We start from the raw sequence: 26,074 nt of genomic DNA on the forward strand, positions 1-26,074 counted from the left end.
GGAGAGGTTTTCTATATATCGGCGGGACAGGGGTTTACCTTACTGCTCATCGGTAATTTTTTTGTTAATCCATTGATATTGAAGCGTAAAAAGTGGTGAAAAAAGCATCGTCGCAAAAACTCGCGAGAAAGCCGCGCCAGCACTGGCCCCGCAGGCTTTTTAAGGCCTTTGGCCAGTTCGGCTGCGAGCGCCTTAAGTTTCTTTTCGTCCATAATTTACCTGCCTCCGTTGTCAGGAAGAACATATCAAAAACAGGCAATGACACAATTTAAATTACGGTCTCAGATCATGAAAGCCGCTTAATATGACCCATCTGACTTTATGGGGTGCCGCTCAGAGTGCCGGGGCTTTATTTGCACTGCATCTTCCTGTTATCTATACGGGCTGAGGTATACCTGCACGGATATGCTTGTGTCAGTAGCAAACTTTGCCACCGTCACGACCTCTTTAGATGCAGGGGCATGCCAACAGTCAGCCTCAATATCGCAGGTGCTCTGTTTCACATATCCAATTGATATCAAGTAGTCATCAATTTGATTGATGTCATTTGCCCCATAAAAATTTATCGACCACACCTGCGCCGCCGGGCCAGTTATATTGGAATAATTGAAATCATATCGCTCGGTAATTCGCGGCATTTTTTTCAGAATATCAGGAGTGTAAAAGTCATACTCCCGCGCATCCCGTTCTGTATAGTGGGCACTACCCGCAAACTCCATTTGTATATACGGCCATGCATACGCAAACGCAGCAACGGCCACAACAACCAGAATGCACAGGGCTTTAAGTGAGTTACGCATAAGGCAACACCCCGCTCTTTGCATCATCAATATACGATCCGTTAGCAGTAGCGACACCAACCACCCCGGATCGGAGGTCGTTCCAGGGTCTGATGGTCTGCATGAAATTTGGCAGCATGCCCTTACGTGGCTTCGCGTTGGGGAATTTTTCAGGGTCCGGAAACAATATGGGTAAAAAGGTTTCATTCTTCCAGTCACCAACTTTGCCGTAGAAGTCCCATATTTTAAGCGCTTCTTCTTTACTGACTGGCCGCAAAATTCCAAACGGATTTTGAATGGACACGACGCGATAAAACCCAAGCAAATCAGATACCAAGTCTTCCCCACTGAAGCCACTATCGGTAACAAGGCTAACAGGGAAAGACGCTTGCAGCCCTTCAAACTTTCGCGCCAATGACATCATCATTCCAAGCGCAATGCTTTTACGCTCATATTGCGAACGACCTCGCTTAATGCGCCAAGTGATAAATTTTCCCATCTTCATAATACGGAATGGATCAGACATAGATTGGGAGTAGGTCACATCGTACCGCTCTTTCCCTGACCGCTCCCCTCGCTCAATTTGACCAAGAATATTTCTGATATCAGTCCCTTGCGCATGACCAAGATCAACCCACCCAAGCACCTTTGTGTATATCAACCCACTTCTGGAACCGGCGGCTTTGCTGCCGTCAATAATTTCACTTCTTTTACTCATCCCTAAACGCTCTTCCTGCCAGGACAAAAAATCTTGCCGAAGTTGAGTGAATTTGATTATAAGCTCACCAGATCAATAAAAAACACTGAAGGATTCTGAGATATTTTTTCAGTTAAGCGCCGCGCTGCAAATTCCAAGCGCACCGCGCGGGCTCTGGAAACAAAGAACGACAGAAAAAGAGTTGTACCATCTCCGCCGAACTGGAAAAGGAAATTAAGGATGGAGCAAGCGGCAAACTGTTCAAGTTGATTATGAAAACTTCTGCCGGAAATTGAAAAGCGTTAAACCCGATCTGCCACACGGGCAGACAACGCACGTTCTCCGCCATACATTCGCCTCACACTTTATGATGAGTGGCGGGAACATAATCGCACTTAGGGAATTAAAATGATTTTAACATCAACTCCATCCACAAAATATCCACATCCCCGATTTGACACTCAGTATCACAACAACATCCGGAATTTTTCCTTAGCGTGATTTCATTCGTATCTCTCGCACCTCTCTTGCAAGACGCTGGGTACGGCAATAGAGCGAGAAAAGCACAAATCCTTGTCCGTTAAATACTTTTCTCACTCCCAGAAGTGCAGCTAACGCAACCAGCAAAGGCAGCGGCGATCCGCCGTCAATCAGTAAATTGACCACCAGTTGCCCACCCGTCGCCAATAACAGACCAGTGAACAGGCAGCAAAATCCCGCAAGTCCGGTACTGTACCCGCGCGCCAGCAAAAAGCTGCACGTGATTGTCGCCGCCATCATGACAAGTCCGGGAGCGAAAAAAAGCAACGCATGCAATGGCGCCGTTAAGACGGGAAATAAGCGCAACACAGTCAGTAGATTAAGCGCAAAAGCCACTAACAGCAGCATCACTGTTGCCACCGGGAAACCATTTTGCCGGGCAGATCTGCGGAGGACTGGTCAAAATAACGCTCCATCTCTGGCGTAGAGCGCGTTAATAAATGCGCGTCTTTACGCGCAATCAGTGGTTCGATTTCCCGGCCTTGTTGCCATAGCTCACTGAAAACTGGACCTGCAACCCAAGCAAAAAAAGACATCAGAACACCGCCAGAGACTGTTAAGTATTCATCATGTTTTATTTTCAGACGCCACTGGCATGACCAAAAGCTCCCCGGATATGACGATATCAACCACAATGTTGTAACTCCTTACATGATTCCCCTCAGCATCAAATGTTATATGCCCTCTGCGCACATCCTGACTTGTCTAGTCTGCTGCCGTCTAACCATCCGTTTTAAAAGAAAAATTCAAAGAGAAGCTGATTGTAATCTCGCCAGTTCAATTAAAAAAGTGAAGAAGTCCGGGATATTTTCTTCAATTAAGAAAATGCGGTAAACCCGGCTGCGGGCTTTCTCTAAATAAAAATGTGGGCAGTGAAGCAATGAGTTTTCACGAAATTTACTGAAAAAAAACCCCGCCATCATGGCGGGGGAAGACAGGGATGGTGTCTATGGCAAGGAAAAACAGGGTATTACTTGGTCGTACCTAACTTCAGTGATGAAGCATTCTGTAATTGCGTCATCTGGCGTTGCCATTGCTCAACACGTTGTTGATAACGCACGTTAATCTGGTCTTTCTGCTCCGGCGTCAGCAGGTTATACATCTGGTTGCGGATACGGGCCATTTCGATCTGGCGCCCCACGCTCTCGCGGGCCATCTTTTCCGCCTGAGCGCGCACCGCCGCCGCATCAAACGTTTCTGCCGTTACCAACTTGTGCATGGCTTCGATATCATGTAGATCCATACCCGGCAGGTCGTGGCGGGCCTGGCGCATGAGATCGCGCATTTGTTGGCGTTGATGTTCCGTCAGGCTCACGCCTTCGAACATCTGGCTATCCATATTTTGTCTCAGTAAGCCGTCATGATGATAAGCGTTCGACGAACCAGCAAAGGCGGCGCAGGATACAAATGCCAACAAGGTAGATACTGTTAAGGCGGTGGTTGCTCGCATCATCAGCTCCTCTCTTGTTGTGGGTTGCCTCAGTCAATGTGAAGCAGTGTACCCCCGGGACTGAAAGATAGCGTCAGGGGATGTAAAGCTACGTAAAGTCATGGAATAGCTGCATTTGATGTCGTATTTTGCGTCTGGAGGTATTCATCTATGAACAAGATCCTACTGGTTGACGACGACCGTGAACTGACTTCCCTGTTACAGGAACTGCTGGAGCTGGAAGGGTTTAACGTTGTTGTGGCGCATGACGGCGAGCAGGCATTGACGATGCTCGACGGCAGCATTGATCTGTTGCTGCTGGACGTTATGATGCCGAAAAAGAATGGCATTGATACCCTGAAGGAGTTGCGCCAGCATCACCAGACGCCCGTCATCATGCTGACGGCGCGCGGCAGCGAGCTTGATCGCGTGCTGGGCCTGGAGCTGGGCGCCGACGACTATTTACCCAAGCCGTTCAACGATCGTGAGCTGGTAGCACGCATCCGGGCTATTCTGCGGCGCTCTAACTGGAGCGAGCAGCAACAGAATTCGGAAAACGGCTCCCCCACGCTGGAAGTGGACAGGCTGCACCTGAACCCTGGTCGCCAGGAGGCCAGCTTCGACGGCGTTTCCCTGGAACTGACCGGTACCGAATTCACTCTGTTGTACCTGCTCGCGCAGCATATCGGCCAGGTGGTGTCCCGGGAACACCTCAGCCAGGAAGTGCTCGGCAAGCGTTTAACGCCGTTTGACCGCGCCATCGATATGCATATTTCTAACCTGCGCCGCAAACTGCCTGATCGCCTCGACAAACAGCCCTGGTTTAAAACCCTGCGCGGCCGCGGTTATCTGATGGTAGCGACTTCATGATCAACAGCCTGACAGCCCGAATTTTTGCTATTTTCTGGCTGACGCTGGTGTTGGTGCTCATGGTCGTGCTGATGCTGCCGAAGCTGGACTCCCGCCAGATGACCGCCCTGCTGGACAGCGAACGCCGGCAGGGCGTGATGCTGGAACAGCACGTCGAAGCGGAATTGGCTGCCGATCCCGCTAACGATCTGCTGTGGTGGCGCCGGCTGTTCCGCGCCATTGATAAATGGTCGCCGCCGGGTCAACGCCTGATTCTGGTGACCAGCGAAGGGCGGGTGATCGGCGCTCAGCGTCACGAAATGCAGATCGTGCGTAACTTTATCGGCCAGTCCGACAACGCCGATTTCCCCCAAAAGAAAAAATACGGCCGCTCAGAAATGCTCGGTCCCTTCTCTATCCGCGATGGCGAGGATAACTATCAGCTCTACCTGGTGCGCCCGGCCAGCAGCCCGCAGTCCGACTTCATCAACCTGCTGTTTGACCGTCCGCTGCTGCTGCTGCTCGTTACCATGCTGATCAGTTCTCCCCTGCTGCTGTGGCTGGCCTGGAGCCTGGCTAAACCGGCGCGTAAGCTGAAAAACGCCGCCGACGACGTCGCCAAAGGCAATCTGCGTCAGCACCCGGAACTGGAGTCCGGCCCGCAGGAATTCCTGGCGGCGGGCGCCAGTTTCAACCAAATGATCAACGCGCTGGAAAGCATGGTAACCGCCCAGCAACGGCTGATTTCCGACATCTCGCATGAGCTGCGTACGCCGCTGACCCGCCTGCAATTGGCAACGGCGCTGTTGCGCCGCCGTCACGGCGAGTTTAACGAACTGACGCGGATTGAAACTGAATCTTCCCGCCTTGACGGCATGATCAACGATCTGCTGACGCTGTCGCGCAATCAGCACAAAAACGATCTGGAACGCGTCATTTTGAAGGCGGATAAGCTGTGGGCCGACGTACTGGACAATGCGAAATTCGAAGCGGAGCAGATGGGCAAAACCCTGACCGTCACCAAACCGGCGGGATCGTGGGCGCTGTTGGGCAATCCCGGCGCGCTGGACAGCGCATTTGAGAACATCGTGCGCAACGCGCTGCGCTATTCCCATAACCAAATCGCCATCAGCTTCAGCAACGACAACCACGGCGTTCTGATTCACGTTGACGACGACGGGCCGGGCGTCGCGCCGGAAGATCGCGAGCACATCTTTGAGCCGTTCTACCGCACCGACGAAGCCCGCGACCGTGAGTCAGGCGGCACCGGTCTTGGCCTGGCGATCGTAGCGACCGTGGTCAGCCAGCACCGGGGTTGGGTCCGGGCGGAAGACAGTCCGCTGGGCGGAATGCGCCTGGCGCTGTGGCTGCCGCTGCAAGGCCACTGATTCACGCATCATGACAACCGGTATATACTGCGCTCTCTGATTCCGAGAGAGCGCAGGTTACATGCTACACATCGTTTTATTCGAACCCGAAATTCCCCCCAACACCGGCAACATTATCCGCCTGTGTGCCAATACCGGCTTCAGCCTGCATCTGATTGAGCCTCTCGGCTTTACCTGGGACGACAAACGCCTGCGCCGCGCCGGGCTGGACTATCATGAATTCACCAACATCCGGCGACATCACGACTATGACGCGTTTTTGCAGCAAGAACAGCCGCGCCGGTTGTTCGCACTGACAACCAAAGGCACGCCCGCGCACAGCGCCGTCAGCTATCAGAAAGGGGATTACCTCTTGTTCGGTCCGGAAACGCGCGGCCTGCCGGCCCCGATACTGGACAACCTGCCGGCCGGGCAGAAAATCCGCATTCCGATGCTGGCCAGCAGCCGCAGCATGAACTTGTCTAACGCGGTATCGGTGGTGGTCTACGAAGCCTGGCGCCAGTTGGGTTATCCCGGCGCCCTGCTGAAGGAGTAATGACGGAAGGGGAATGCGGGCAGAACGCCCGCATCACGCGATTTGTCAGATGCCGTCGCCGAATTCAAACCCCTGGCTGACCCCGTTGAAATGCTGATCCATATCCATTGAGGGTTTGTCGCTGTCGGGGCGGCCGACGATACGCGCCGGCACGCCGGCCGCTGTCGTATGGGGCGGTACGGCCTGCAAGACAACGGAGCCTGCGCCGATTTTCGCGCCGCAGCCAACCTCAATATTGCCCAGGATCTTGGCGCCCGCGCCAATCATCACGCCTTCGCGGATCTTCGGATGGCGATCGCCGCCTTCCTTACCGGTGCCGCCCAACGTTACCGACTGCAAAATAGAGACGTCGTTCTCCACCACCGCCGTTTCGCCAATCACGATACCGGTGGCGTGGTCGAGCATGATCCCGCAGCCGATACGGGCCGCCGGGTGAATATCCACGCCGAATACGACAGAAATCTGGTTTTGCAGATAAATAGCTAGTGCCTTGCGATCCTGTGACCACAACCAGTGGCCGATACGATAGGCCTGGAGGGCATGAAAGCCTTTGAGGTAAAGCAGGGGGGTCGAATACTTATCCACCGCCGGGTCGCGCTGGCGCACAGCCAGAATATCGCGGGCGGCGTAATCGATCATCCGGGCATCGGCCTTATACGCCTCTTCCACCATTTCACGGATGGTGATGGCCGGCATAATCGCGCTAGCCAGCTTGTTAGCCAACATATAGCTCAGCGCATTACCTAAATTTTCATGCTTCAGGAGCGTTGCGTGGAAGAAACTGGCCAGCATGGGTTCACATTCAACGAGCTTGCGCGCCTCCGCTTTAATGCTCTGCCAAACGTGTTCAAGTTCTTCTTTCGACATCGTCCTTACTCCCGATTATTGTTATTAATTGCTCCAGTGACTATATCAAGCACATCCATCACCGCGCCAATAACTCTTCAGGGCGTTTTCCCGCCTTAATATGCGTTATCAGTTACCCGGTTTTTCATCCTTGCGGGCGCGGCCCAGCAGGCTGAGCGCGGCTTCGCGCGCATTTTTATGCTGGTAAAGCACCTGGTAAATCTGTTCGGTGATCGGCATTTCCACGCCGTAGCGCTGCGCCAGCGCCATCACTTCTTTGGTATTACGATACCCTTCGACGACCTGGCCGATAGTATCCTGCGCTTCCTGAACGCCTAACCCCTGCCCCAGCATAATACCAAAGCGCCGGTTACGGGATTGGTTGTCGGTACAGGTCAGCACCAGATCGCCCAGCCCGGCCATTCCCATAAACGTCGAGGGATCGGCGCCAAGCGCGGCGCCCAGACGGCTCATTTCCGCCAGCCCGCGGGTGATCAGCGCCGTACGCGCATTCGCGCCAAAGCCGATACCGTCAGACATGCCGGCACCAATAGCGATCACGTTTTTCACCGCGCCGCCCAGCTGTACGCCGATAAAATCAGGGTTGTTATAAACACGGAAGCTTTTACCGCAGTGCAAAAGCTGCTGAAGATCGTCAGCAAACTGCGCATCCGTTGAAGAAACGGCAATCGCCGTCGGTAAACCGGCCGCCAGCTCTTTGGCAAACGTCGGGCCGGAAAGCACCGCCAAAGGAATCGCTTCGCCCAGCGCTTCTCTGGCAACGTCCTGTAATAAACGCCCCGTTTCCGCTTCCAGACCTTTGGTAGCCCAAACGATGCGGGAGTCCGCGCGCAGATGCGGCTTCAGCTGGCGTAAAACCTCGCCGAATACGTGGCTGGGCACGACCACCAGCACATCTCTGCTGGCCGCCATCGCTTTCGCCAAATCGTTTTCCAGCACCAGCGTGTCCGGGAAGGGAACGTCGGGCAGGAACGCCTGGTTGCAGCGTGCCTGCTCCAGAGCGTCGATATGCGCGGGGTCATGGCCCCACATCACGACCCGGTGGCCATTACGCGCCAGCGTAATAGCCAGGGCGGTGCCGTACGAGCCGGCACCGATGACGGTCATGGACGCGGTCGGGGATGCCATCAGGCGTCTTGTCCGTTCTGTTCTGCTTCCGCGCCTTCCGCCTGCTGTTGCTGCTGCTGCAGGTAGTTCATGAACAGGGCATCAAAGTTAACCGGCGCCAGGTTCAGCTGCGGGAACGTACCGCGGGAAACCATGCTGGTGATGGCTTCACGGGCATAAGGGAACAGGATGTTCGGGCAGTAAGCGCCCAGGCAATGAGCCAGCTGAGTCCCTTCCAGGCCACCGATGCTGAACACGCCGCCCTGCTGAACTTCACACAGGAATGCCGTTTCCTCACCCAGGGAAGCCGTCACCGTCACGCGCAGGACGACCTCATAAACCCCCTCGGCCAGAAGACCAGACGCGGTATCCAGGTCCAGCTTCACTTCAGGCTGCCACTCTTTCTGAAATACCTGAGGTGCGTTAGGCGCTTCGAAAGAAACATCCTTGGTGTAGATACGCTGAATCTGGAATGACATCTCGGTGTTAGCTTGTTCTGACATGTGTTTAATACCTTTTAGTTAAAAATCCTTGGATTACCGGCACTGCGCCGGCACCGAATATTACGCCAACAGGGGGTCCAGGCCGCCCTGGGCATCAAGAGCATAGAGATCGTCGCAACCGCCGATATGCCGACCATCGATAAAAATCTGCGGTACGGTTGTCCGGCCGCTGCGTTCGATCATCTCTTCACGCGTTTGCGCGTCGTTATCAATAGCAATCTCATGAAACGCCGCGCCTTTTTCATTCAGCAGCGCTTTCGCCCGGCGGCAATACGGGCAAGTTGCCTTGGTATAAATATCGATCTTTGCCATCGTTTACCTCACGTAGTGCATTAACCACGGCTTAGCCGCGGCATTATTTACCACGCGCCAGAGGCAGGTTATCAGCAACCCAGCCGGCGATACCGTCTTTCAGGGTAAAGACCCTGTCAAAACCGGCTTTCACTACGTGTTCACCGGATTCGCGGGCGGTCGTGCCGTTGGCGCAGACGATAATAACGGGCTGGCCTTTAAACTTCGCCAGCTCTCCCAGACTGCCGCTTTTCAAATCGCTCGGCGTCAGGTTGATTGCGTTGGTGATGTGGCCGCGGCGAAAATCTTCGCGCGTACGGGTATCCACCACAACGGCGTCTTCTTTATTGATCAGATGCGTCGCTTCGCCGCGTGAAATCTCCTTCACCTTGGAGAAACGGCTTTTGAACGTCATAACCACAACCGCGACGAACAGCACGATCCACGCCACACTAAGTATGGGGTGGGCACTGACGAATTGCATTATTTCTTGCATTTGCATGGGGTGTAACTGCTCCCGTTGGTTTGGGGATAAACATAAAGAGCCAAAGTATACCTGTGCCATGCGTCAAATACAGCCAAATCAGGCGGAGCGGAAGCGGAAACTGCGGCGCAGCGCGAAAAATTTTTCTTTTTTTCCACTCCGGCAGCCGCGATAACGCGGCCGGACAACAACTTTAATCATTTTTGCGCTCATTTCTTCCGCGTTATGTAGTAAAATTACGCCTCCCGTATACACAGGCATCCGTACTGCTGAATCCTGTCAGCGCAGATGCCTGTTTATATTGAAACTGATCAATTTGAAACTTACCAAAACGAGGTTGTTGCAATGTCGAGCGCCAAAAAACCCATGGTACTGGTGATTCTGGACGGTTACGGTTACCGCGAAGATCGCAAGGATAACGCTATTCTCAATGCTAAGCGTCCGGTGATGGATAAGCTGTGGCAGACCCGCCCTCACACCCTGATCTCCGCCTCCGGCCTGGACGTAGGCCTGCCCGACGGGCAGATGGGCAACTCAGAAGTCGGCCACGTTAACCTCGGCGCCGGCCGTATCGTTTATCAGGACCTGACCCGCCTGGACAAAGAAATCAAGGACGGCGACTTCTTCACCAACGCCGTGCTGACCGGCGCGGTAGACAAAGCCGTCGCCGCGGGCAAAGCCGTTCATATTATGGGCCTGATGTCGCCGGGCGGCGTGCACAGCCACGAAGATCATATCCTGGCGATGGTGGAACTGGCGGCCAAACGCGGCGCCGAAGCCATCTACCTGCATGCTTTCCTCGACGGGCGCGACACCCCGCCCCGCAGCGCCGAAGCCACATTAAAGCGCTTCACCGAGAAATTCGCCGCGCTGGGTAAAGGCCGCATCGCTTCCGTTATCGGCCGCTACTATGCCATGGACCGCGATAACCGCTGGGATCGCGTACAGCTGGCTTATGACCTGATGACCGAAGCCAAGGGCGAATTCACCGCAGACAACGCCGTTGCCGCCCTGCAGGCCGCTTACGCGCGCGACGAAAACGACGAATTCGTGAAACCTACCGTGATCCGCGCCGCCGGCGAAGCCGATGCCGCGATGAACGACGGCGACGCGCTGATTTTCATGAACTTCCGCGCCGACCGTGCCCGTCAGATCACCCGTGCCTTCATCAACCCGGACTTTGACGGCTTCACCCGCAATAAAGTGGTGAAATTCAGCGAATTCGTCATGCTGACCGAATACGCCGCCGACATCAAAGCCACCTGCGCCTATCCGCCGGAGTCCCTGAACAATACGTTCGGCGAGTGGCTGATGAAACACGACAAAACGCAGCTGCGTATTTCCGAAACCGAAAAATATGCCCACGTAACCTTCTTCTACAACGGCGGCGTCGAAGAGCCGTTCAAGGGAGAAGAGCGCATCCTGGTGAACTCGCCCAAAGTCGCCACCTACGATCTGCAGCCGGAAATGAGCTCCGCCGAACTGACTGACAAGCTGGTCAGCGCCATCGGCAGCGGCAAGTATGACGCCATCATCTGTAACTACCCGAACGGGGACATGGTGGGCCATACCGGCGTTTACGACGCCGCGGTTCAGGCGGTTGAAGCGCTGGATCACTGCATCGGTCAGGTTGTGGAGGCCGTGCAGAATGCCGGCGGTCAGTTGCTGATCACCGCCGACCACGGCAACGCAGAGCAGATGAAGGATGACACCACCGGCCAGCCGCATACCGCGCATACCAGCCTGCCGGTTCCGCTGATCTACGTCGGTAAAGACGCAACGGCGGTGGAAGGCGGTAAGCTGTCTGATATCGCCGCAACAATGCTGACGCTGATGGGAATGGAAATCCCGCAAGAGATGACTGGCAAGCCGCTGTTCATCGTGAAATAATCGCCCCCATGAGGGGAGCCGTATTATTTCATTCATCAGATACCCTCCCGGCGTTGCGCATCGCGCAGCCGGGGGTGTTGTCGCTACTCTGTGCCGGTGTCCTGTACGCCGGCATGCTCTTTTCTTCCGCTCCCGCCCTGGCCGCTGACGACAACAAGCAGCAGCTTAAATCTATCCAGCAAGACATTGCCGAAAAAGAGAAAAGCGTGAAGCTGCAACAGCAGCAGCGCGGCAAATTGCAGGATCAGCTTAAGGCGCAGGAAAAAAATATCGCCCAGGCCAGCCGGGCGCTGCGCGAAACACAAACCACGCTGAGCGCCCTCGGGCAGAAAGTTTCCACCCTGACGGCCTCTATTGAGAAACTTTCGCGCTGGGAAAAAGAACAGCAGGAGCTACTTTCCGAACAGCTGGATATGGCATTTCGTCTCGGTCAGCATACCGGCCTGCAGGCGCTGCTGAGCAATGAAGAAAGCCAGCGCAGCGACCGTATTCTGGCCTATTTCGGCTATCTCAACGAATCCCGGCAAAAAAGCATCAATGCGCTGAAACTGACGCAAACCAAGCTCAGCGAACAAAAACGCGATCTTGAAGCCACCCGTAAAACACAGAAAAACGTGCTGAGCACCCAGCAGAAAGCCAGAGAACAATTACAGAGCGCGCAAGAGGCGCGTAAGAAAACGCTCTCCAGCCTGGAAAGCTCGTTGGCGAAAGATCAGCAACGCCTGAACGAACTGAAGCGGAACGAAGGCCGCCTGCGCGACCAAATCGCCCGCGCCGAACGCGAGGCCCGCGCCCGCGCGGAGAAAGAAGCCCGCGAAGCAGCGAAACTGCGCGCTCAGGTCAAACAGAAAGAACAGCAGGCCCGTCAGAAAGGCACCACCTATACGCCGACGGAAAGCGAACGCTCCCTGATGGCGCGTACCGGCGGACTTGGCCGGGCGAGCGGTCAGGCACTGTGGCCGGTACACGGGCAAATCATCCACCGCTTTGGCGAAACCCTGCAAGGGGAGCTGCGCTGGAAAGGCATGGTGATCGCCGCACGCGAAGGCAGCGAAGTGAAAGCCATTGCCGATGGCCGCGTTCTGCTGGCCGACTGGCTGCAAGGTTACGGACTGGTCGTGGTCATCGAACACGGCAAAGGGGACATGAGCCTGTACGGCTATAACCAGAGCGCATTGGTTAACGTCGGCGCTCAGGTCAGGGCAGGACAGCCCGTCGCCCTGGTGGGCAACAGCGGAGGTCAGGGACAGCCCGCGCTTTACTTTGAAATCCGTCGTCAGGGCCAGGCTGTGAACCCGCAGCCCTGGCTGGGACGTTAACTATCCGGGATACCGTATTGAGACTGTCCGCGTCCATCACCGCCGCGCTCCTTCTTTCCGGCAGCTATTGCGCCGGGGCGCTGGCGGGCAAGCTTTCCATCGTCATTGACGATGTCGGCTATCAGTTGCATTACGATCGGCAGGTGCTGCGTATGCCGCTGCCGATCAGCGTCGCTATTTTGCCCAACGCTCCGCACGCCCGTGAAATGGCGCTGGAAGCGCACGCCCAGGGCCGGGAAATCCTGATCCACATGCCGATGGCGCCGCTCAGCAAACAGCCGCTGGAAAAAAACACCCTGCAACCGTCGATGAGCGGGGATGAGGTCCGGCGTATCATTCAGAAAGCCGTCGCCGATGTTCCGTATGCCGTCGGCATGAACAACCATATGGGCAGCGCCATGACGTCCAGCCTGTCCGGCATGCAAAACGTTATGACGGCGCTGGAGCAGTACCAGCTTTATTTCCTCGACAGCGTCACCATCGGCAACACCCAGGCCACGCGCGCCGCGGCGGGCACCGGCGTGAAGGTGATCCGGCGCAAAGTGTTTCTTGATGACAGCGCCAATGAAGCGGAGATTCGCCGCCAGTTCAACCGCGCGATCGACGTCGCGCGCAAAACCGGTTCCGCCATCGCCATCGGCCATCCGCGCCCGGCCACGGTTAAGGTGTTGCAGCAGATGCTGCCCGGCCTGCCCGCCGACATCACCCTGGTTCGTCCCAGTTCTCTGCTGAACGAAGCCCATTCGCCGGATCCGCGCCCCGTTACGCCGGGCAAAAAGCCGTTCCGCGGTATTGGTCAGTGCGTCAGCAAGCATCCTCCGCAACCCGTCCGGGCGGACGCCATGTTCAGCGTTATCGGCAGCAGCCTGAAGCAATCGGCGCCGGTACGTTTACTGATCGACCGCTGGCAGTTCTGGTTTGGTAAAGCGGGCGAGTAGCCCATAAAAAAACAACCGGGCAAGCCCGGTTATTCATGCTCAGTGGACAAAAGGCGCCTGAAACGGCGCCTTTTTTTTGCGGGCGTTAATCCCAGCTCAATACCACTTTTCCGGATTGCCCGGAACGCATGGCGTCGAACCCTTTCTGGAAATCGTCAATCCCGTAGCGATGCGTGATGATAGGCGTCAGATCCAGGCCGGATTGCAGCAATGCTGCCATTTTGTACCAGGTTTCGAACATCTCGCGGCCGTAAATGCCTTTGATGAACAGCCCCTTGAAAATCACCTGGTTCCAGTCGATAGCCATATCCGACGGAGGAATACCCAGCATGGCGATCCTGCCGCCGTGGTTCATGGTATCCAGCATGGCCCTGAACGCCGGCGGCGCGCCAGACATCTCCAGCCCGACGTCAAACCCTTCGGTCATACCCAGCTCCGTCATGACGTCTTTGAGGCTCTCTTTACTGACGTTGACGGCACGGGTAACGCCCATTTTCCGCGCCAGATCCAGGCGGTATTCGTTCACGTCGGTGATCACCACATGGCGTGCGCCAACGTGCCTGCACACCGCCGCGGCCATAATGCCGATCGGGCCGGCGCCGGAAACCAGCACGTCCTCGCCCACCAGATCAAACGACAGCGCCGTATGCACCGCGTTGCCAAACGGGTCGAAAATGGAAGCCAGCTCGTCGGAGATCCCCTCAGGAATTTTGAACACGTTGAATGCCGGTATCACCAGGTATTCAGCAAAAGCTCCCGGACGGTTAACCCCGACGCCGGTCGTATTGCGGCACAGATGCGTGCGGCCGCCGCGGCAGTTACGGCAGTGACCGCAGGTAATGTGCCCCTCGCCGGAAACGCGATCGCCGATGTTGTACCCTTTCACTTCCTGGCCGATAGCAACAATCTCGCCGACGTATTCATGCCCGACAACCATCGGCACCGGAATGGTTTTCTGTGACCATTCATCCCAGTTATAAATATGCACATCGGTACCGCAAATCGCCGTTTTGCGGATTTTAATCATGACATCATTGTGCCCCAGCTCCGGCTTCGGCACATCCGTCATCCAGATCCCTTCTTCCGCCTTCAGTTTTGACAATGCTTTCATGATATCTCCTTAACGAATGACGCCCAGTTTCCGACCGATACGCGTAAATGCATCAACCGCGCGCTCGACCTGCTCCGGCGTGTGATCGGCGGACATCTGGGTGCGGATGCGGGCCTGGCCTTTCGGCACCACCGGGAAGAAGAATCCGGTGACATAGATATTTTCTTTCAGCAGTTCGCCGGCAAATTCCTGCGCCAGTTTGGCGTCGCCCAGCATGACCGGAATAATGGCGTGATCCGCGCCGGCCAGCGTGAAGCCCGCAGCAGACATCTTCTCCCGGAACAGGCGCGCGTTGCTCCACAGGCGATCGCGCAACTCATCGCCCTGCTCCAGCAACTCCAGCACTTTGATCGATGCGGCGACAATGGCCGGCGCCAGCGAGTTGGAGAACAGGTAAGGGCGGGAGCGCTGACGCAGCCATTCGACCACTTCTTTGCGCGCCGCGGTATAGCCGCCGGAAGCGCCGCCCAAGGCTTTGCCCAGCGTACCGGTAATGATATCCACCCGGCCCATGACGTCGCAGTATTCATGAGTGCCGCGCCCGTGCGCGCCGACAAAACCTACCGCGTGAGAATCGTCCACCATGACCAGCGCGCCGTATTCATCCGCCAGGTCGCAAACCGCTTTCAGGTTGGCGATCACGCCATCCATGGAGAACACGCCGTCGGTGGCGATCATGATATGGCGCGCGCCATCGGCTTTCGCCTGATCCAGCTGCGCTTTCAGCTCCGTCATGTCGTTGTTGGCATAGCGGTAACGTTTCGCCTTGCACAGACGCACGCCGTCAATAATAGAAGCGTGGTTCAGCGCATCGGAGATAATCGCGTCTTCCGGCCCCATCAGGGTTTCAAACAGACCGCCGTTCGCATCAAAGCAGGAAGAATAGAGAATGGCATCTTCCATGCCGAGGAAGCGGGCCAGGTTCTGTTCCAGCTGCTTATGGGTGTCCTGCGTTCCGCAGATGAAGCGTACGGACGCCATGCCGAAACCATGGCTGTCCATACCCTGTTTGGCAGCTTCAATCAGCGCGGGGTGGTTGGCCAGTCCCAGATAGTTATTTGCACAGAAATTGATGACGTGACGTCCATCTGCGACCGCGACGTCGGCCTGTTGTGCCGAGGTAATAATGCGTTCTTCTTTGTACAGACCTTCCGCGCGGGTGGTTTCCAGCTGTTGTTCCAGCTGCTGATAAAAAGCCGCAGACATGTTGTTATCTCCAGATATAGGCTAGTTCGTGGAACATATTACTGCGTGTTTCGCAGTGTGACGAGTTTGCTATATATCTGATCATAATAATACAGCATATATCACGTATATAACGTTTCCGTATCATACTCATTCGGATTGGTTACCTATACGCTGAATGCGTCGGCATGAAATGCTATGATGGCAATCATATAGCGTGGGGCATTGTGTCCCGCCGTTCGGATTAGTAAGGGTGAAACCCATGATTATTGTCACCGGTGGTGCTGGATTTATTGGCAGCAATATCGTTAAGTCACTGAATGATATCGGTTATACCGACATTTTGGTTGTTGATAACCTGAAGGACGGCACCAAGTTCGTCAACCTGGTTGATCTGAACATCACCGACTACATGGACAAAGAAGACTTCATCGCCAGCATCGTCGCCGGGGACGATCTGGGCGACATCGACGCCATTTTCCACGAAGGTGCCTGCTCGTCCACCACCGAGTGGGACGGCAAATACATGATGGACAATAACTATCAGTATTCCAAAGAGGTGCTGCATTACTGCCTGGAGCGTCAGATCCCGTTCCTGTACGCCTCTTCCGCCGCCACCTACGGCATGACCGAGCAATTCACCGAAGAACGTCAGTACGAAGGCCCGCTGAACGTTTACGGCTACTCCAAATTCCTGTTTGATGAGTACGTGCGCCAGATCCTGCCGCAGGCGGATTCGCAAATCTGCGGATTCCGCTATTTCAACGTCTACGGCCCGCGCGAAGGCCACAAAGGCAGCATGGCCAGCGTCGCTTTCCACCTGAATAACCAGATTAACAACGGTGAAGATCCGAAGCTGTTTGAAGGCAGCGAAAACTTCCGCCGCGACTTTATCTACGTCGGCGACGTCGCCGCCGTTAACCTGTGGTTCTGGCAGAAAGGCGTTTCCGGCATCTTCAACTGCGGCACCGGACGGGCGGAATCTTTCCAGGAAGTCGCAGACGCCGTGGTGGCCTACCATCAGAAAGGCGCCATTCAGATCATTCCGTTCCCCGAGAAGCTGAAAGGCCGTTATCAGGCTTTCACTCAGGCGGATATGACCAAACTGCGCGCCGCAGGCTACGATAAGCCGTTTAAAACCGTGGCTGAAGGCGTGCGTGAATATATGGAATGGCTGAACCGTAAACAGTAAAGGACACCGCGCGGCATGAAAATACTGGTTATCGGGCCTTCATGGGTCGGTGACATGATGATGTCACAAAGCCTGTACCGTACCTTGAAGGCCGAATACCCCGACGCCGACATTGACGTGATGGCGCCCGACTGGTGCCGTCCGCTTCTGGCAAGGATGCCGGAGGTCAGCGAGGCCGTCGTGATGCCACTGGGGCACGGTTCGCTGGCGCTGGGAGAGCGTTACCGGCTGGGAAAACAGTTGCGCGCCAAACGCTACGACCGCGCCTATATCCTGCCGAATTCCTTTAAGTCGGCGCTGGTGCCGTTCTTCGCCGGAATACCGGTGCGTACCGGCTGGAAAGGCGAAATGCGCTACGGCCTGCTGACCGACCTGCGCATTCTGGATAAAACCGCCTTCCCGCTGATGGTGGAGCGCTATGTTGCGCTGGCCTACGACAAAGCGCGTATCGCTTGTGCCGCCGATCTGCCGCAGCCGCTGCTGTGGCCTGCGTTGCAGGTGCGGGACGAGGAGATTGCCGAAATCACTGCCGCCTTTAACCTGACGGATAACCGCCCGACCATCGGCTTCTGCCCCGGCGCAGAGTTCGGCCCCGCCAAGCGCTGGCCGCACTATCACTACGCCGGGCTGGCGCAGCGGCTGATTGACGACGGATATCAAATCGCCCTGTTCGGCTCGCAAAAAGATCACGCCGCCGGCGAAGAAATTCTCGCCCTGCTGACGGAAGAGGCCAGAGAGCATTGCCTTAACCTCGCCGGGCAAACCAACCTGGATCAGGCCGTGGTACTCATCGCCTCCTGCCATGCCATCGTCACCAACGACTCCGGCCTGATGCACGTCGCCGCGGCGCTGAATAAGCCCCTGGTGGCGCTTTATGGCCCCAGCAGCCCGGACTTTACCCCGCCGCTGTCGCATCAGGCTAAAGTCATCCGCCTGATTACCGGCTACCACAAGGTGCGCAAAGGGGATGCGGCCGAGGGTTATCACCAGAGTCTTATTGATATCCAGCCCTCCCTCGTGATGGACGCCCTGACGGAATTATTGCCAGAGGATTACCCCCGGTAATGCATGTATTGATTGTTAAAACGTCCTCCATGGGGGATGTGTTGCACACATTGCCAGCGCTGACCGATGCAATGCAATGCATACCCGGCATCCGCTTTGACTGGGTGGTGGAAGAGAATTTCGCCCAGATACCGGGCTGGCACTCCGCCGTGGATCGGGTGATTCCCGTCGCCATCCGGCGCTGGCGCAAGAACTGGTTCGGTAACGAAACGCGCCAGCAACGCAGTGATTTCAAAAGAGAGCTGCAGCGCACCGCCTACGACGCCGTAATTGATGCGCAGGGGCTGATGAAAAGCGCTGCGCTCATAACCCGTTCCGCCCGCGGCCCGAAGCACGGGATGGATTGCAAAACCGCCCGTGAACCTTTCGCCAGCTGGTTTTATAACCACCGCTATTCTATTGATAAACAACAGCATGCCGTGGAGCGCATCCGGGAATTATTCGCCTGCAGCCTGGGGTATGAGAAACCCGGCGGCCAGGGCGATTACGCCATTGCCGCACGCTTCCTCGGGCACCTGCCGCCCGATCACGCCAGCTACCTGGTGTTTCTGCACGCCACGACCCGCGATGAAAAACATTGGCCGGAGTCGCACTGGCGCGAACTCATTGCGCTGGCGGAACCAAGCGGCCTGAAAATCAAACTGCCGTGGGGAGCCGAGCACGAGCACCGCCGCGCCCAGAGGCTGGCTGAAGGTTTCTCCCATGTGGAGGTTCTGCCGCGTATGACGCTGGAGCAGGTCGCGACGACGCTGGCCGGCGCCAAAGCGGTCGTCTCCGTCGATACCGGGCTGAGCCACCTGACGGCGGCGCTGGATAAGCCGAACATCACGTTATACGGCCCTACCGATCCGGGATTGATCGGCGGATACGGCAAGCATCAGACCGCCCTGCGCTCACCTACCGGAGCGATGGCGGATATTGACGCGGCGACGGTGTGGAAATTGCTCAACGGAGAGTGATGATGAGAAAATTGCACATAATCAATCTGGAGAAGATGGGCGGCGTTGAACGTCTTTTTCTGCAATACATCCGCCATGAGTCCGCACAAAACGATGCCATTTTCTGTATCAGCAATCAGGTCGGCCCGGAGATCGCCCAGTATCTGACGGACAAAAAAATCACGTTCGTAAACCGTATATTCAACGCGCTGGCGCTCAAATTTCCCTCTTTCCTGCGCAAATATGCTTTACAGTTTAAAACGTGGCGCGCACGCCCTGACGCCATCATCGTCTGGGATCTGGTCCCCGTCTTTGCCCATGCGCCTTCGCGCGGAAAGGTCATCTACTACGACCACGGCTGTTCCTGGCGCTATCCCCATAATCAGAAGACGCTCGCGTTCTTCGCCATGTTGTCAGGGTGTATTTCTGCGGCGCATGCGTCCAAACGCGTTATGGAATTGCGCTTTCAATTGCCCTGCCCTGTCAACGTCGTTATCAACCGCATTCTTCCGCCTCCTGACATCAACAGCGGCGAAAAAGCGCCCCGTACGCCGCTGCGCCTGGGCGTGGCGGCACGCCTGGTCGGCCTGAAAGGCATCAGCGTGGCCTTACTGGCCGTCAAAACGCTGCGGGAGCGAAACGTTGACGTTGAGCTGGAGATTGCGGGCAAAGGCCCCGATGAAGAGAATTTCAAAGCCCTTGCCGTGAAGCTGGGAATTGCCGACTGCGTGACCTTTCTCGGTTTTCAGAGCAATCTGAGTTCCTTCTTTAACCGGATACATATTTACCTCAGTACGCCGGTCACAGAACCGTTCGGTCTTTCCTGTATGGAAGCGCTTTTCTACGGCGTGCCGGTCGTGTTTCCCCTGATCGACGGCCAGCCGGAGGTCGTCAGGGACGGCTATTGCGGTCTGGGCATCATCCCAACCGTTTCCCCCGAAACACATTTCGGGTTAAGCGGGGTCAACGTTAATTTTCCTTATCATGTATACTCGCCGACGCAGGATACCCTGGTGCCGCCGATGCTGATGTCCCATGAGGCCTGCGCGGATGCTATCCAGACCATTGCCGGCGATGATTACCAAACATTCAGGAACAACGCGTTTGAGCATGTAAGACGTAATTTTGATTATAGAAATTTTGTGGGTGATTTTAATAACGCAATTATTGGTATTGTGAATGACTAATATAAAAAATGTTGGCCCTCAGGGAATGATCAGCGGGGCATTGCTGGCTTCTTTTACGTTATTCGCACTTAGCTTTTACGCGTTGGCATTCTACCCGGAGCAGGTCAGAAAAGTCTTCTATACGACAGGATATTTTGTTGTCCTGCTGATGATTGTCTTTTTTAAAAAGATGGAAGCGCCAAAAGAAAATAAGATACTGGCATCTTCCGTTGCGCTTTTTGCCCTGAGCATCCTTGTCTGGAGTTTGTTTTATAAAAATCACGGCGCATTTAAAGACGTCTATTACTCATATGAGGCATCCGGCAGAATTTTACTCTTTTCTTCGTTGATCCTGTTTGCGCTTTCAAACTTTAAATTTTATTTACCCGCAAAACCATTCTATCTGCTGCTGATCGCAGGCGGGTTTTGCGTCAACGCTTATGCCATTTATCAGGGCGCCATGACCTCCCGCCCGCGCGTAGAGCTGGCCTTCGACAGAGCCACTATGGCGGCTTACATCATGACGCTGATCGATCTCTTTTTGATCTATGCCGTCCTGCAACTGCCAAAAAAATGGAGCCTGATTCTCCTTGCGCCGGCGGTGTTGATCAGCTTCGGGGGCATTGTGTACACCGAGACGCGCGCGGCGATCCTGGCATACCCCATACTTGTGTTTCTGCAGCTTTGCTTTCACAGGGGCATAAACAAAAAGCTTATTTTTGCGTTTTCCGGTATCTGCGTCGCCATTATCGCGATCACCATCGTCATTTTTCATGCTGAGTTAAATCAAAGGCTTAATGAACTGAATAACGATATCAGGCTGTATGAGGAACAGAACAGCAACTCCTCCGTCGGTGCCCGCCTCGTTATGTTTGAAACCGGTCTGCATGCTGGCCTGCAAGCCCCGCAGGGAGAGTCCGCCGAAACCAGATCTGAGCATATAAAACAGCAAATTGCGACAACGCCGGCACTATCCGGCGCGGCAGAGTATCTTGACGTCCACATGCATAATGAGCTGATTGATAACTTCTCTCTGCGCGGTATCTGGGGAGCGGCTGCATTGCTGTTTTTTTATTGCGCCCTGCTGTTCACCGCCTGGCGCGATAAAAATACCCTGCTATTTGTCATCACGCTGAGCGTGATGGTTTACGGGCTGAGTGACGTTCTGTTTTTCAGCCGGGAAGGCACTATTATTGTCTCACTGGCTGTTATTCTGGCCGTTATCCTGGAAAAGCCAGAACATAATTTAATTAAGAATAATTAATGTATTCGGGCCATTTTTTTCGAACGGGAATCACGGCTTAAGCTAAATACTGAAGCCGTGCATCAAACTTATTCATATGACCCGTTCCCGTGCGGAGAGTATCTGCATCATAAAAAATCTGCTATTATTGACTACGGCTTCACGGTAAACTGAGCGATGCAATGCTATCTCGCTCAGGAAAGCATCATTTATGATTACACGGGTAATTATGCTGACGATGACATTAGTGGATAACAGTACTGCGCTTATCAGTCAGGATAGCAGCGATGAGTAAGCAAGGCTATTTACTCAGTGTGATCGTCCCCGTGTTCAATAACGCCACCTTCATCGGGAAAACGCTCCGCTCAATTTTTCAGCAAATAGATGCCTGTGTTGAAGTCATTATTATTAATGATGGCTCGACGGATGATACCGATACGATCATCAGGGACATCCTGGATAATTGCCCGAATACCGGTACGACAACCTACCTCACCCAGACCAACCGCGGCGTCTCCGCGAGCCGAAATATCGGCCTTGCCCATGCCGTGGGAGAATACATCGCCTTTGTCGACGGCGACGATCTGTGGTCGCCCTATTTTTGGCAGACCATCAAGCCGCTGCTGCTGGGCAACCCCAGCGATCTCATTGAGTTTTATTATCAGAAATTTACCGATGTTCCCGTCGGTGAGCATCAGGAGATCCGCTCTCCGGCCTGCATTAACGTCGACCCGTCACAGCCCGAGCTGTTGTACGATGTTTTCGCCCTTTCGCACTGGCACGTCTGGAGCCGGGTCTACCAGCGGAACTTGATCGCAGGACATACCTTTATTGAAGGCAGACGTTATGAAGACATGATGTTTACGCCTTACTGCTACATGAAGGCCAAGCGGGTTACCCGGATTAACGCCACGCTCTATTTTTACCGTGACAACCCGAACGGGATCACGCGCAATATCCGTCTGTCGGATATCGACGATATCGTCTATGCGATGGAGTGCATTCTGAACTACGCGAAAAACAAGGCTACGCCGGAAATCAACGCGTCGCTGACGCCGCTCATGCTGATCAATTGCTTTAACGAAATACGGCACTTACACAATAAAATATATGGTTTCTACAACTATAACCCCAGAATTGCCCATATCTTCGTTGAATCAAGCAAGTTCGTTCCCTACAGCAAGATGACGCTCAAAAATAAGCTTCACCTGTCCAACCCCTTGCTTTGGAAAAAGCTTTCCCAGGTCCGGGCGAAAATCAGGAAGTAATCACCCACGCTTCGTTTCGTAATACTCCGCCAGCGTCATCCCGCTGACACGGGGTTGCAACCACTGGAACAGCTGTTCTAAATCCGCATACAAACGTTCGATATCCGCTTCAGTTTTAAACGTCGGGCTGCCGCCGGGCATATACTCCGATGAATGCAGCATATATTCCACATAGTCATTCCCCTGCGCCAGGGTTTGTTCAACGACCCGTTTCATATTTTCCACGTTCCCGCCCATCGGACGCAGCCAATGCACGGAGGGCGAGCGCACTTTACCGCGCAGTCTGTCATACCCTTGTTTAAACGCGTTCATCAGCGCGGAATGTTTGTATTGGATGCTCATGGGAACTTCAAGCAACGCGGAATTTCCGGGCCGGCTGATATCATTTTCATCAAGAAAATAGGCCTGCGCCGGGAAATTACGGTAGTCCGTTCCGCCCTGACCGGCCGGATCGCCCTTGGCCGTGCGCCAGTTCACGCGGGGCGTGACCGAGCAGTCCACCCGATAGCCTCTTTCCACCAGCAGGCGCGCATAAAACGCATTGAACGCCCAACGTCCGGCACGATGACTTACCATCTTCGTCTGGAACGTCTCTTCGAGCAGATCGGTCATAAAGTCCACTTTCTGACGGATCATTTCCTGCGGGTATTCAATCAGGTAAGGCTTGTGGCGCCAATCATCGGCCGTCAGCGGCGCCAACGGCGGGCTGTTCCATGCGTGCAGATGCATCCCGACCTCACCCGTACCGCGTGCAATCACGTCACGGGCAAACTCGATATAAACAGGGTCCACCGCCATCTCGTAATTAGTCAGGTAGACCGGCTTAAAGCCGTATTTCTCACACAATTGCTGAAAACGCGGCAAATAACGGGCATTTTCCGTGGAAATAACGTCATGGTTCTGCCACAGGTTATCGCCTTCGGTATCGATTGTGATAAGAAATGCAGGTTTACTCATTGAAAATATCCCAAAGCCAGGCACCCGGCCATGTTAGTGCAATTGGTGAAAAACCGCCACAATGCTTCTCTCGCCGTCATGAATCCCCTAAAATCAGGTATGGTTCCTGGCAAAGAAATAATTAATGACGCTTAATCCGATTCTTTCCGGCTCATTCACGCCGAAACGCATTCTGGTGATCAAGCTGCGGCATCACGGCGATATGTTGCTTATTACTCCCGTGATCAGCGCGTTGAAACAGCACTATGCCGACGCAACGATTGACGTGCTGCTCTATGAAGAAACGCGGGATATGCTCGCGGCAAACCCGGAAATTCATCGGATTTTTGCTATCGATCGCCGCTGGAAACAGCAGGGCACGCGCCACCAGCTGGGAATGGAATGGGCATTAATGAGGGATCTGCGCCGGCAGCACTATGATCTGGTTCTGAATCTTGCCGACCAGTGGCGCAGCGCCATTATCACCGCTTTTACCCGCGCGCCGGTCAGAATCGGCTTTGACTTTCCCAAGCGCCGCCATCCGCTCTGGCGCTTGTGCCACACCGTACTGGCCCTGACCGACAGTCACGCCACCCAGCACACCGTAGAACAAAACCTGGAGATTCTTCAGCCGTTGGGGCTTTCCCTCCCTCCCGGACAGGGCAGCGTCACCATGAGCTACGCCCGGGAAGACTGGGATGCCTGCCGCGCACTGCTCGGTGAAGATACCGGGGAAGGTTACGTCGTCATTCAGCCCACCTCCCGCTGGTTTTTCAAATGCTGGCGGGAAGCCCGGATGAGCGAAGTGATCAATGCGCTCTCCGCTGCCGGCCGGCGCATCGTCATCACCTCCGGCCCGGACGCGCGCGAATTGCAGATGGTGGAAGATATTCTGGCGGGCTGCCCGCAAGCCAACGTCACCTCGCTGGCGGGAAAACTGACGCTGCGCCAGCTCGCGGCCTTAATCGATCATGCAGCGCTGTTTATCGGCGTCGATTCGGTTCCCATGCACATGGCCGCCGCGCTGGAAACGCCGCTCATCGCGCTGTTCGGGCCGTCAAAGCTGACGTTCTGGCGCCCCTGGCAGGCCAAAGGCGAAGTCATCTGGGCGGGCGATTTCGGCTCATTGCCTGACCCAGATGATATCAATACCAACACCGATGAGCGTTATCTGGATTTGATTCCCACCGAAGCCGTCATTGCCGCGGCAAAGAGAATTCTGCCATGAAAAAATTCAGGCTGGCGCTGGTCCGGCAGAAGTACCGCCCCGACGGCGGCGCCGAGCGCTTCGTCGCCGGCGCGCTGGAAGCGCTCGACCAGCACGATCTTGAGCTGAACGTGATTACCCGCCAGTGGCTGGGGCCGGTGAAGCCGGAATGGAACGTTCACATCTGCGATCCCTGGAAATTCGGCCGTATCAGTCGTGAACGCGGCTTCGCCCGCGCGGCCAGAAAGCTGTGGCAACAAGAAAACTTCGACCTGGTGCAGAGCCATGAGCGCATTCCCGGCTGCACCCTCTATCGCGCCGGGGACGGCGTTCACCGACGCTGGCTGACGCAGCGGGCCAGGGTGTTGCCGGACTGGAAAGCCAAACTGTTATTCGCCGATCGCTACCACCGTTACGTCATGGGAGCCGAACGGGAAATGTACGCCGCGCCTGAGCTGAAAGGCGTCATTTGCAATGCAGAGATGATCAAGCGGGAAATCATTGAAGACTTCGGCGTACCGGCAGAGAAGATTCACGTCATTTATAACGCAGTGAATAGCCAGCGCTTTTGCCCGCCGGACCCGCAACAGCTCGCACAATTACGCCAGCACAGAAACCTCCCCGTGCAGGCAACCTGCCTGATTTACGTCGGTTCAGGCTTTGAACGCAAAGGGCTGGACGCCGCAATCAGGGCCGTCGCGGGCACCGACCGGCACTTATTGGTGGTCGGTAAAGATAAAGACGAGAAGCGCTACCACGGGCTGGCTAAAACGCTGCATTGCGAAGATCGCATCCACTTCTGCGGCATGCAGTCCGATACGCTCCCTTTTTATCAAATGGCCGACGGCCTTTTGCTACCGACGCTATACGACCCGTTCCCCAACGTCATTCTGGAAGCCATGGCCTGCGGACTGCCGGTCATCACCACGCCGACCTGCGGCGGCGCGGAATTTATTACCAACGGACACAACGGCTTTGTTTGCGACGCGCTGGATGTGGCAGCTCTGCAACAGGCCGTCATGGCGCTGCCGCCCAGGGCGCTCGGCTCCGCCGAAGGGCGGCACGCACGGGAGCGGATCCTCGGCTGTAACGCAGAGCAATTGTCGTCCCAGCTTATTTCACTGTATCGGCAACTGGTGGACTGATT

The 26,074-nt window shown here is 55.3% G+C and carries 28 protein-coding genes and 1 pseudogene; 15 read left to right on the forward strand and 14 right to left on the reverse strand.

All coding sequences use genetic code 11. The annotated features are described in order from the left end of the window. Positions 1-11: 11 nt before the first annotated feature. The 3 genes from C8D90_RS08625 to C8D90_RS08635 all read right to left on the reverse strand — a co-directional run bounded on the left by C8D90_RS08625 (position 12) and on the right by C8D90_RS08635 (position 1,497). Positions 12-212 (reverse strand): hypothetical protein, encoded by a 201-nt coding sequence (locus C8D90_RS08625; RefSeq protein ID WP_115458037.1) that lies wholly within the window; start codon positions 210-212, stop codon positions 12-14. Between the two features lie 159 nt (positions 213-371). Continuing rightward, positions 372-800, reverse strand: a complete 429-nt coding sequence (locus C8D90_RS08630) for a hypothetical protein (RefSeq protein WP_115458038.1) — start codon at positions 798-800, stop codon at positions 372-374. Beyond that, positions 793-1,497, reverse strand: coding sequence for a hypothetical protein (locus C8D90_RS08635; RefSeq protein WP_115458039.1), 705 nt, complete (start codon positions 1,495-1,497; stop codon positions 793-795). Before C8D90_RS08635 ends, C8D90_RS08630 begins: the two co-directional genes overlap by 8 nt. 153 nt (positions 1,498-1,650) lie before the next feature. On the opposite strand from C8D90_RS08635, the pseudogene C8D90_RS22230 reads away from it, so the two are divergent. Continuing rightward, positions 1,651-1,882 (forward strand): annotated as a pseudogene (locus C8D90_RS22230) (site-specific integrase); the annotation flags it as partial. An 86-nt stretch (positions 1,883-1,968) separates the two neighbouring features. Here the strand turns inward: C8D90_RS22230 and C8D90_RS08645 are convergent. From C8D90_RS08645 to cpxP, 3 genes are all read right to left on the reverse strand, one after another. Then, positions 1,969-2,364 carry a hypothetical protein gene (locus C8D90_RS08645; RefSeq protein WP_230472986.1) on the reverse strand — a complete coding sequence of 132 codons (396 nt, stop codon included), beginning with the start codon at positions 2,362-2,364 and terminating at the stop codon, positions 1,969-1,971. After that, the gene (locus tag C8D90_RS22235; protein ID WP_230472987.1) at positions 2,364-2,552 is read right to left on the reverse strand and encodes a hypothetical protein; all 189 of its coding nucleotides are present in this window, start codon (positions 2,550-2,552) and stop codon (positions 2,364-2,366) included. Before C8D90_RS22235 ends, C8D90_RS08645 begins: the two co-directional genes overlap by 1 nt. A gap of 434 nt (positions 2,553-2,986) precedes the next feature. Next, positions 2,987-3,466 (reverse strand): cell-envelope stress modulator CpxP, encoded by a 480-nt coding sequence (gene cpxP, locus C8D90_RS08650; protein WP_115458040.1) that lies wholly within the window; start codon positions 3,464-3,466, stop codon positions 2,987-2,989. Positions 3,467-3,616: 150 nt separating this feature from the next. Here cpxP and cpxR point away from each other — a divergent pair, with 150 nt between their 5' ends. The 3 genes from cpxR (at position 3,617) to trmL (ending at position 6,217) form a co-directional block, all read left to right on the forward strand. Beyond that, positions 3,617-4,315, forward strand: coding sequence for an envelope stress response regulator transcription factor CpxR (gene cpxR / locus C8D90_RS08655; protein WP_115458041.1), 699 nt, complete (start codon positions 3,617-3,619; stop codon positions 4,313-4,315). Next, a complete protein-coding gene (cpxA, locus tag C8D90_RS08660) occupies positions 4,312-5,682 on the forward strand; it encodes an envelope stress sensor histidine kinase CpxA (RefSeq protein WP_115458042.1) in 1,371 nt (456 codons plus the stop codon). Before cpxR ends, cpxA begins: the two co-directional genes overlap by 4 nt. A 61-nt stretch (positions 5,683-5,743) precedes the next feature. Then, on the forward strand, positions 5,744-6,217 hold the full coding sequence (gene trmL / locus C8D90_RS08665) for a tRNA (uridine(34)/cytosine(34)/5-carboxymethylaminomethyluridine(34)-2'-O)-methyltransferase TrmL (RefSeq protein WP_115458043.1): 474 nt from the start codon (positions 5,744-5,746) through the stop codon (positions 6,215-6,217). Positions 6,218-6,262: 45 nt separating this feature from the next. On the opposite strand, the gene cysE is transcribed toward trmL, so the two are convergent. The 5 genes from cysE to C8D90_RS08690 form a co-directional block, all read right to left on the reverse strand. Then, positions 6,263-7,084, reverse strand: coding sequence for a serine O-acetyltransferase (gene cysE / locus C8D90_RS08670; RefSeq protein ID WP_115458044.1), 822 nt, complete (start codon positions 7,082-7,084; stop codon positions 6,263-6,265). Positions 7,085-7,192: 108 nt separating this feature from the next. Further along, positions 7,193-8,212 carry an NAD(P)H-dependent glycerol-3-phosphate dehydrogenase gene (gpsA, locus tag C8D90_RS08675; RefSeq protein WP_115458045.1) on the reverse strand — a complete coding sequence of 340 codons (1,020 nt, stop codon included), beginning with the start codon at positions 8,210-8,212 and terminating at the stop codon, positions 7,193-7,195. Further along, a complete protein-coding gene (gene secB / locus C8D90_RS08680; RefSeq protein WP_115458046.1) occupies positions 8,212-8,694 on the reverse strand; it encodes a protein-export chaperone SecB in 483 nt (160 codons plus the stop codon). The genes gpsA and secB overlap by 1 nt, the downstream gene beginning before the upstream one ends. A gap of 60 nt (positions 8,695-8,754) precedes the next feature. Continuing rightward, the gene (gene grxC / locus C8D90_RS08685; RefSeq protein ID WP_115458047.1) at positions 8,755-9,006 is read right to left on the reverse strand and encodes a glutaredoxin 3; all 252 of its coding nucleotides are present in this window, start codon (positions 9,004-9,006) and stop codon (positions 8,755-8,757) included. A 43-nt stretch (positions 9,007-9,049) separates the two neighbouring features. Then, the gene (locus C8D90_RS08690) at positions 9,050-9,481 is read right to left on the reverse strand and encodes a rhodanese-like domain-containing protein (RefSeq protein ID WP_196238495.1); all 432 of its coding nucleotides are present in this window, start codon (positions 9,479-9,481) and stop codon (positions 9,050-9,052) included. Between the two features lie 333 nt (positions 9,482-9,814). Here C8D90_RS08690 and gpmM point away from each other — a divergent pair, with 333 nt between their 5' ends. Genes gpmM through C8D90_RS08705 form a run of 3 tightly spaced genes read left to right on the forward strand, consistent with a single transcriptional unit; the run spans position 9,815 to position 13,616 of the window. Then, complete coding sequence (gene gpmM, locus C8D90_RS08695; protein ID WP_115458190.1) at positions 9,815-11,359, forward strand: 2,3-bisphosphoglycerate-independent phosphoglycerate mutase; 1,545 nt, start codon at positions 9,815-9,817, stop codon at positions 11,357-11,359. An 8-nt stretch (positions 11,360-11,367) separates the two neighbouring features. After that, the gene (gene envC, locus C8D90_RS08700; protein WP_115458049.1) at positions 11,368-12,678 is read left to right on the forward strand and encodes a murein hydrolase activator EnvC; all 1,311 of its coding nucleotides are present in this window, start codon (positions 11,368-11,370) and stop codon (positions 12,676-12,678) included. A gap of 17 nt (positions 12,679-12,695) precedes the next feature. Continuing rightward, positions 12,696-13,616, forward strand: coding sequence for a divergent polysaccharide deacetylase family protein (locus tag C8D90_RS08705; RefSeq protein ID WP_115458050.1), 921 nt, complete (start codon positions 12,696-12,698; stop codon positions 13,614-13,616). A gap of 85 nt (positions 13,617-13,701) precedes the next feature. On the opposite strand, the gene tdh is transcribed toward C8D90_RS08705, so the two are convergent. Continuing rightward, on the reverse strand, positions 13,702-14,727 hold the full coding sequence (gene tdh / locus C8D90_RS08710) for an L-threonine 3-dehydrogenase (protein ID WP_115458051.1): 1,026 nt from the start codon (positions 14,725-14,727) through the stop codon (positions 13,702-13,704). A 9-nt stretch (positions 14,728-14,736) separates the two neighbouring features. After that, positions 14,737-15,933: a glycine C-acetyltransferase gene (gene kbl, locus C8D90_RS08715; protein WP_115458052.1), complete on the reverse strand. Its 1,197-nt coding sequence runs from the start codon at positions 15,931-15,933 to the stop codon at positions 14,737-14,739. Between the two features lie 241 nt (positions 15,934-16,174). On the opposite strand from kbl, the gene rfaD reads away from it, so the two are divergent. From rfaD to C8D90_RS08745, 6 genes are all read left to right on the forward strand, one after another. Beyond that, positions 16,175-17,104 (forward strand): ADP-glyceromanno-heptose 6-epimerase, encoded by a 930-nt coding sequence (gene rfaD / locus C8D90_RS08720; protein ID WP_115458053.1) that lies wholly within the window; start codon positions 16,175-16,177, stop codon positions 17,102-17,104. Positions 17,105-17,119: 15 nt separating this feature from the next. Then, on the forward strand, positions 17,120-18,169 hold the full coding sequence (gene rfaF / locus C8D90_RS08725; protein ID WP_115458054.1) for an ADP-heptose--LPS heptosyltransferase RfaF: 1,050 nt from the start codon (positions 17,120-17,122) through the stop codon (positions 18,167-18,169). Then, the gene (gene rfaC, locus C8D90_RS08730) at positions 18,169-19,128 is read left to right on the forward strand and encodes a lipopolysaccharide heptosyltransferase RfaC (RefSeq protein ID WP_115458055.1); all 960 of its coding nucleotides are present in this window, start codon (positions 18,169-18,171) and stop codon (positions 19,126-19,128) included. The genes rfaF and rfaC overlap by 1 nt, the downstream gene beginning before the upstream one ends. Positions 19,129-19,130: 2 nt before the next feature. Then, positions 19,131-20,294, forward strand: a complete 1,164-nt coding sequence (locus C8D90_RS08735; protein ID WP_115458056.1) for a glycosyltransferase — start codon at positions 19,131-19,133, stop codon at positions 20,292-20,294. A gap of 25 nt (positions 20,295-20,319) precedes the next feature. Then, complete coding sequence (locus C8D90_RS08740; protein WP_162844381.1) at positions 20,320-21,537, forward strand: O-antigen ligase family protein; 1,218 nt, start codon at positions 20,320-20,322, stop codon at positions 21,535-21,537. 266 nt (positions 21,538-21,803) lie between these two features. After that, the gene (locus C8D90_RS08745) at positions 21,804-22,784 is read left to right on the forward strand and encodes a glycosyltransferase family 2 protein (protein WP_115458058.1); all 981 of its coding nucleotides are present in this window, start codon (positions 21,804-21,806) and stop codon (positions 22,782-22,784) included. On the opposite strand, the gene C8D90_RS08750 is transcribed toward C8D90_RS08745, so the two are convergent. Then, a complete protein-coding gene (locus C8D90_RS08750; protein ID WP_115458059.1) occupies positions 22,785-23,741 on the reverse strand; it encodes a polysaccharide deacetylase family protein in 957 nt (318 codons plus the stop codon). A gap of 124 nt (positions 23,742-23,865) precedes the next feature. On the opposite strand from C8D90_RS08750, the gene rfaQ reads away from it, so the two are divergent. Together rfaQ and C8D90_RS08760 are read left to right on the forward strand one after the other, a co-directional pair. Beyond that, the gene (rfaQ, locus tag C8D90_RS08755; protein ID WP_115458060.1) at positions 23,866-24,948 is read left to right on the forward strand and encodes a putative lipopolysaccharide heptosyltransferase III; all 1,083 of its coding nucleotides are present in this window, start codon (positions 23,866-23,868) and stop codon (positions 24,946-24,948) included. Beyond that, complete coding sequence (locus tag C8D90_RS08760) at positions 24,945-26,072, forward strand: glycosyltransferase family 4 protein (protein WP_115458061.1); 1,128 nt, start codon at positions 24,945-24,947, stop codon at positions 26,070-26,072. Before rfaQ ends, C8D90_RS08760 begins: the two co-directional genes overlap by 4 nt. Positions 26,073-26,074 lie beyond the last annotated feature (2 nt).

The organism is Enterobacillus tribolii, assembly GCF_003363015.1.
In the GTDB taxonomy this organism is placed as follows: domain Bacteria; phylum Pseudomonadota; class Gammaproteobacteria; order Enterobacterales; family Enterobacteriaceae; genus Enterobacillus; species Enterobacillus tribolii.

Bases quoted from the DNA above. Each gene is read 5' to 3' on its own strand.
- C8D90_RS08625 (WP_115458037.1), bottom strand. From the start codon at position 212: ATGGACGAAAAGAAACTTAAGGCGCTCGCAGCCGAACTGGCCAAAGGC.
- C8D90_RS08630 (WP_115458038.1), bottom strand. From the start codon at position 800: ATGCGTAACTCACTTAAAGCCCTGTGCATTCTGGTTGTTGTGGCCGTT.
- C8D90_RS08635 (WP_115458039.1), bottom strand. From the start codon at position 1,497: ATGAGTAAAAGAAGTGAAATTATTGACGGCAGCAAAGCCGCCGGTTCC.
- C8D90_RS08645 (WP_230472986.1), bottom strand. From the start codon at position 2,364: ATGCTGCTGTTAGTGGCTTTTGCGCTTAATCTACTGACTGTGTTGCGC.
- C8D90_RS22235 (WP_230472987.1), bottom strand. From the start codon at position 2,552: ATGTCTTTTTTTGCTTGGGTTGCAGGTCCAGTTTTCAGTGAGCTATGG.
- cpxP (WP_115458040.1), bottom strand. From the start codon at position 3,466: ATGCGAGCAACCACCGCCTTAACAGTATCTACCTTGTTGGCATTTGTA.
- cpxR (WP_115458041.1), top strand. From the start codon at position 3,617: ATGAACAAGATCCTACTGGTTGACGACGACCGTGAACTGACTTCCCTG.
- cpxA (WP_115458042.1), top strand. From the start codon at position 4,312: ATGATCAACAGCCTGACAGCCCGAATTTTTGCTATTTTCTGGCTGACG.
- trmL (WP_115458043.1), top strand. From the start codon at position 5,744: ATGCTACACATCGTTTTATTCGAACCCGAAATTCCCCCCAACACCGGC.
- cysE (WP_115458044.1), bottom strand. From the start codon at position 7,084: ATGTCGAAAGAAGAACTTGAACACGTTTGGCAGAGCATTAAAGCGGAG.
- gpsA (WP_115458045.1), bottom strand. From the start codon at position 8,212: ATGGCATCCCCGACCGCGTCCATGACCGTCATCGGTGCCGGCTCGTAC.
- secB (WP_115458046.1), bottom strand. From the start codon at position 8,694: ATGTCAGAACAAGCTAACACCGAGATGTCATTCCAGATTCAGCGTATC.
- grxC (WP_115458047.1), bottom strand. From the start codon at position 9,006: ATGGCAAAGATCGATATTTATACCAAGGCAACTTGCCCGTATTGCCGC.
- C8D90_RS08690 (WP_196238495.1), bottom strand. From the start codon at position 9,481: ATGCAAGAAATAATGCAATTCGTCAGTGCCCACCCCATACTTAGTGTG.
- gpmM (WP_115458190.1), top strand. From the start codon at position 9,815: ATGTCGAGCGCCAAAAAACCCATGGTACTGGTGATTCTGGACGGTTAC.
- envC (WP_115458049.1), top strand. From the start codon at position 11,368: ATGAGGGGAGCCGTATTATTTCATTCATCAGATACCCTCCCGGCGTTG.
- tdh (WP_115458051.1), bottom strand. From the start codon at position 14,727: ATGAAAGCATTGTCAAAACTGAAGGCGGAAGAAGGGATCTGGATGACG.
- kbl (WP_115458052.1), bottom strand. From the start codon at position 15,933: ATGTCTGCGGCTTTTTATCAGCAGCTGGAACAACAGCTGGAAACCACC.
- rfaD (WP_115458053.1), top strand. From the start codon at position 16,175: ATGATTATTGTCACCGGTGGTGCTGGATTTATTGGCAGCAATATCGTT.
- rfaF (WP_115458054.1), top strand. From the start codon at position 17,120: ATGAAAATACTGGTTATCGGGCCTTCATGGGTCGGTGACATGATGATG.
- rfaC (WP_115458055.1), top strand. From the start codon at position 18,169: ATGCATGTATTGATTGTTAAAACGTCCTCCATGGGGGATGTGTTGCAC.
- C8D90_RS08735 (WP_115458056.1), top strand. From the start codon at position 19,131: ATGAGAAAATTGCACATAATCAATCTGGAGAAGATGGGCGGCGTTGAA.
- C8D90_RS08740 (WP_162844381.1), top strand. From the start codon at position 20,320: ATGATCAGCGGGGCATTGCTGGCTTCTTTTACGTTATTCGCACTTAGC.
- C8D90_RS08745 (WP_115458058.1), top strand. From the start codon at position 21,804: ATGAGTAAGCAAGGCTATTTACTCAGTGTGATCGTCCCCGTGTTCAAT.
- C8D90_RS08750 (WP_115458059.1), bottom strand. From the start codon at position 23,741: ATGAGTAAACCTGCATTTCTTATCACAATCGATACCGAAGGCGATAAC.
- rfaQ (WP_115458060.1), top strand. From the start codon at position 23,866: ATGACGCTTAATCCGATTCTTTCCGGCTCATTCACGCCGAAACGCATT.
- C8D90_RS08760 (WP_115458061.1), top strand. From the start codon at position 24,945: ATGAAAAAATTCAGGCTGGCGCTGGTCCGGCAGAAGTACCGCCCCGAC.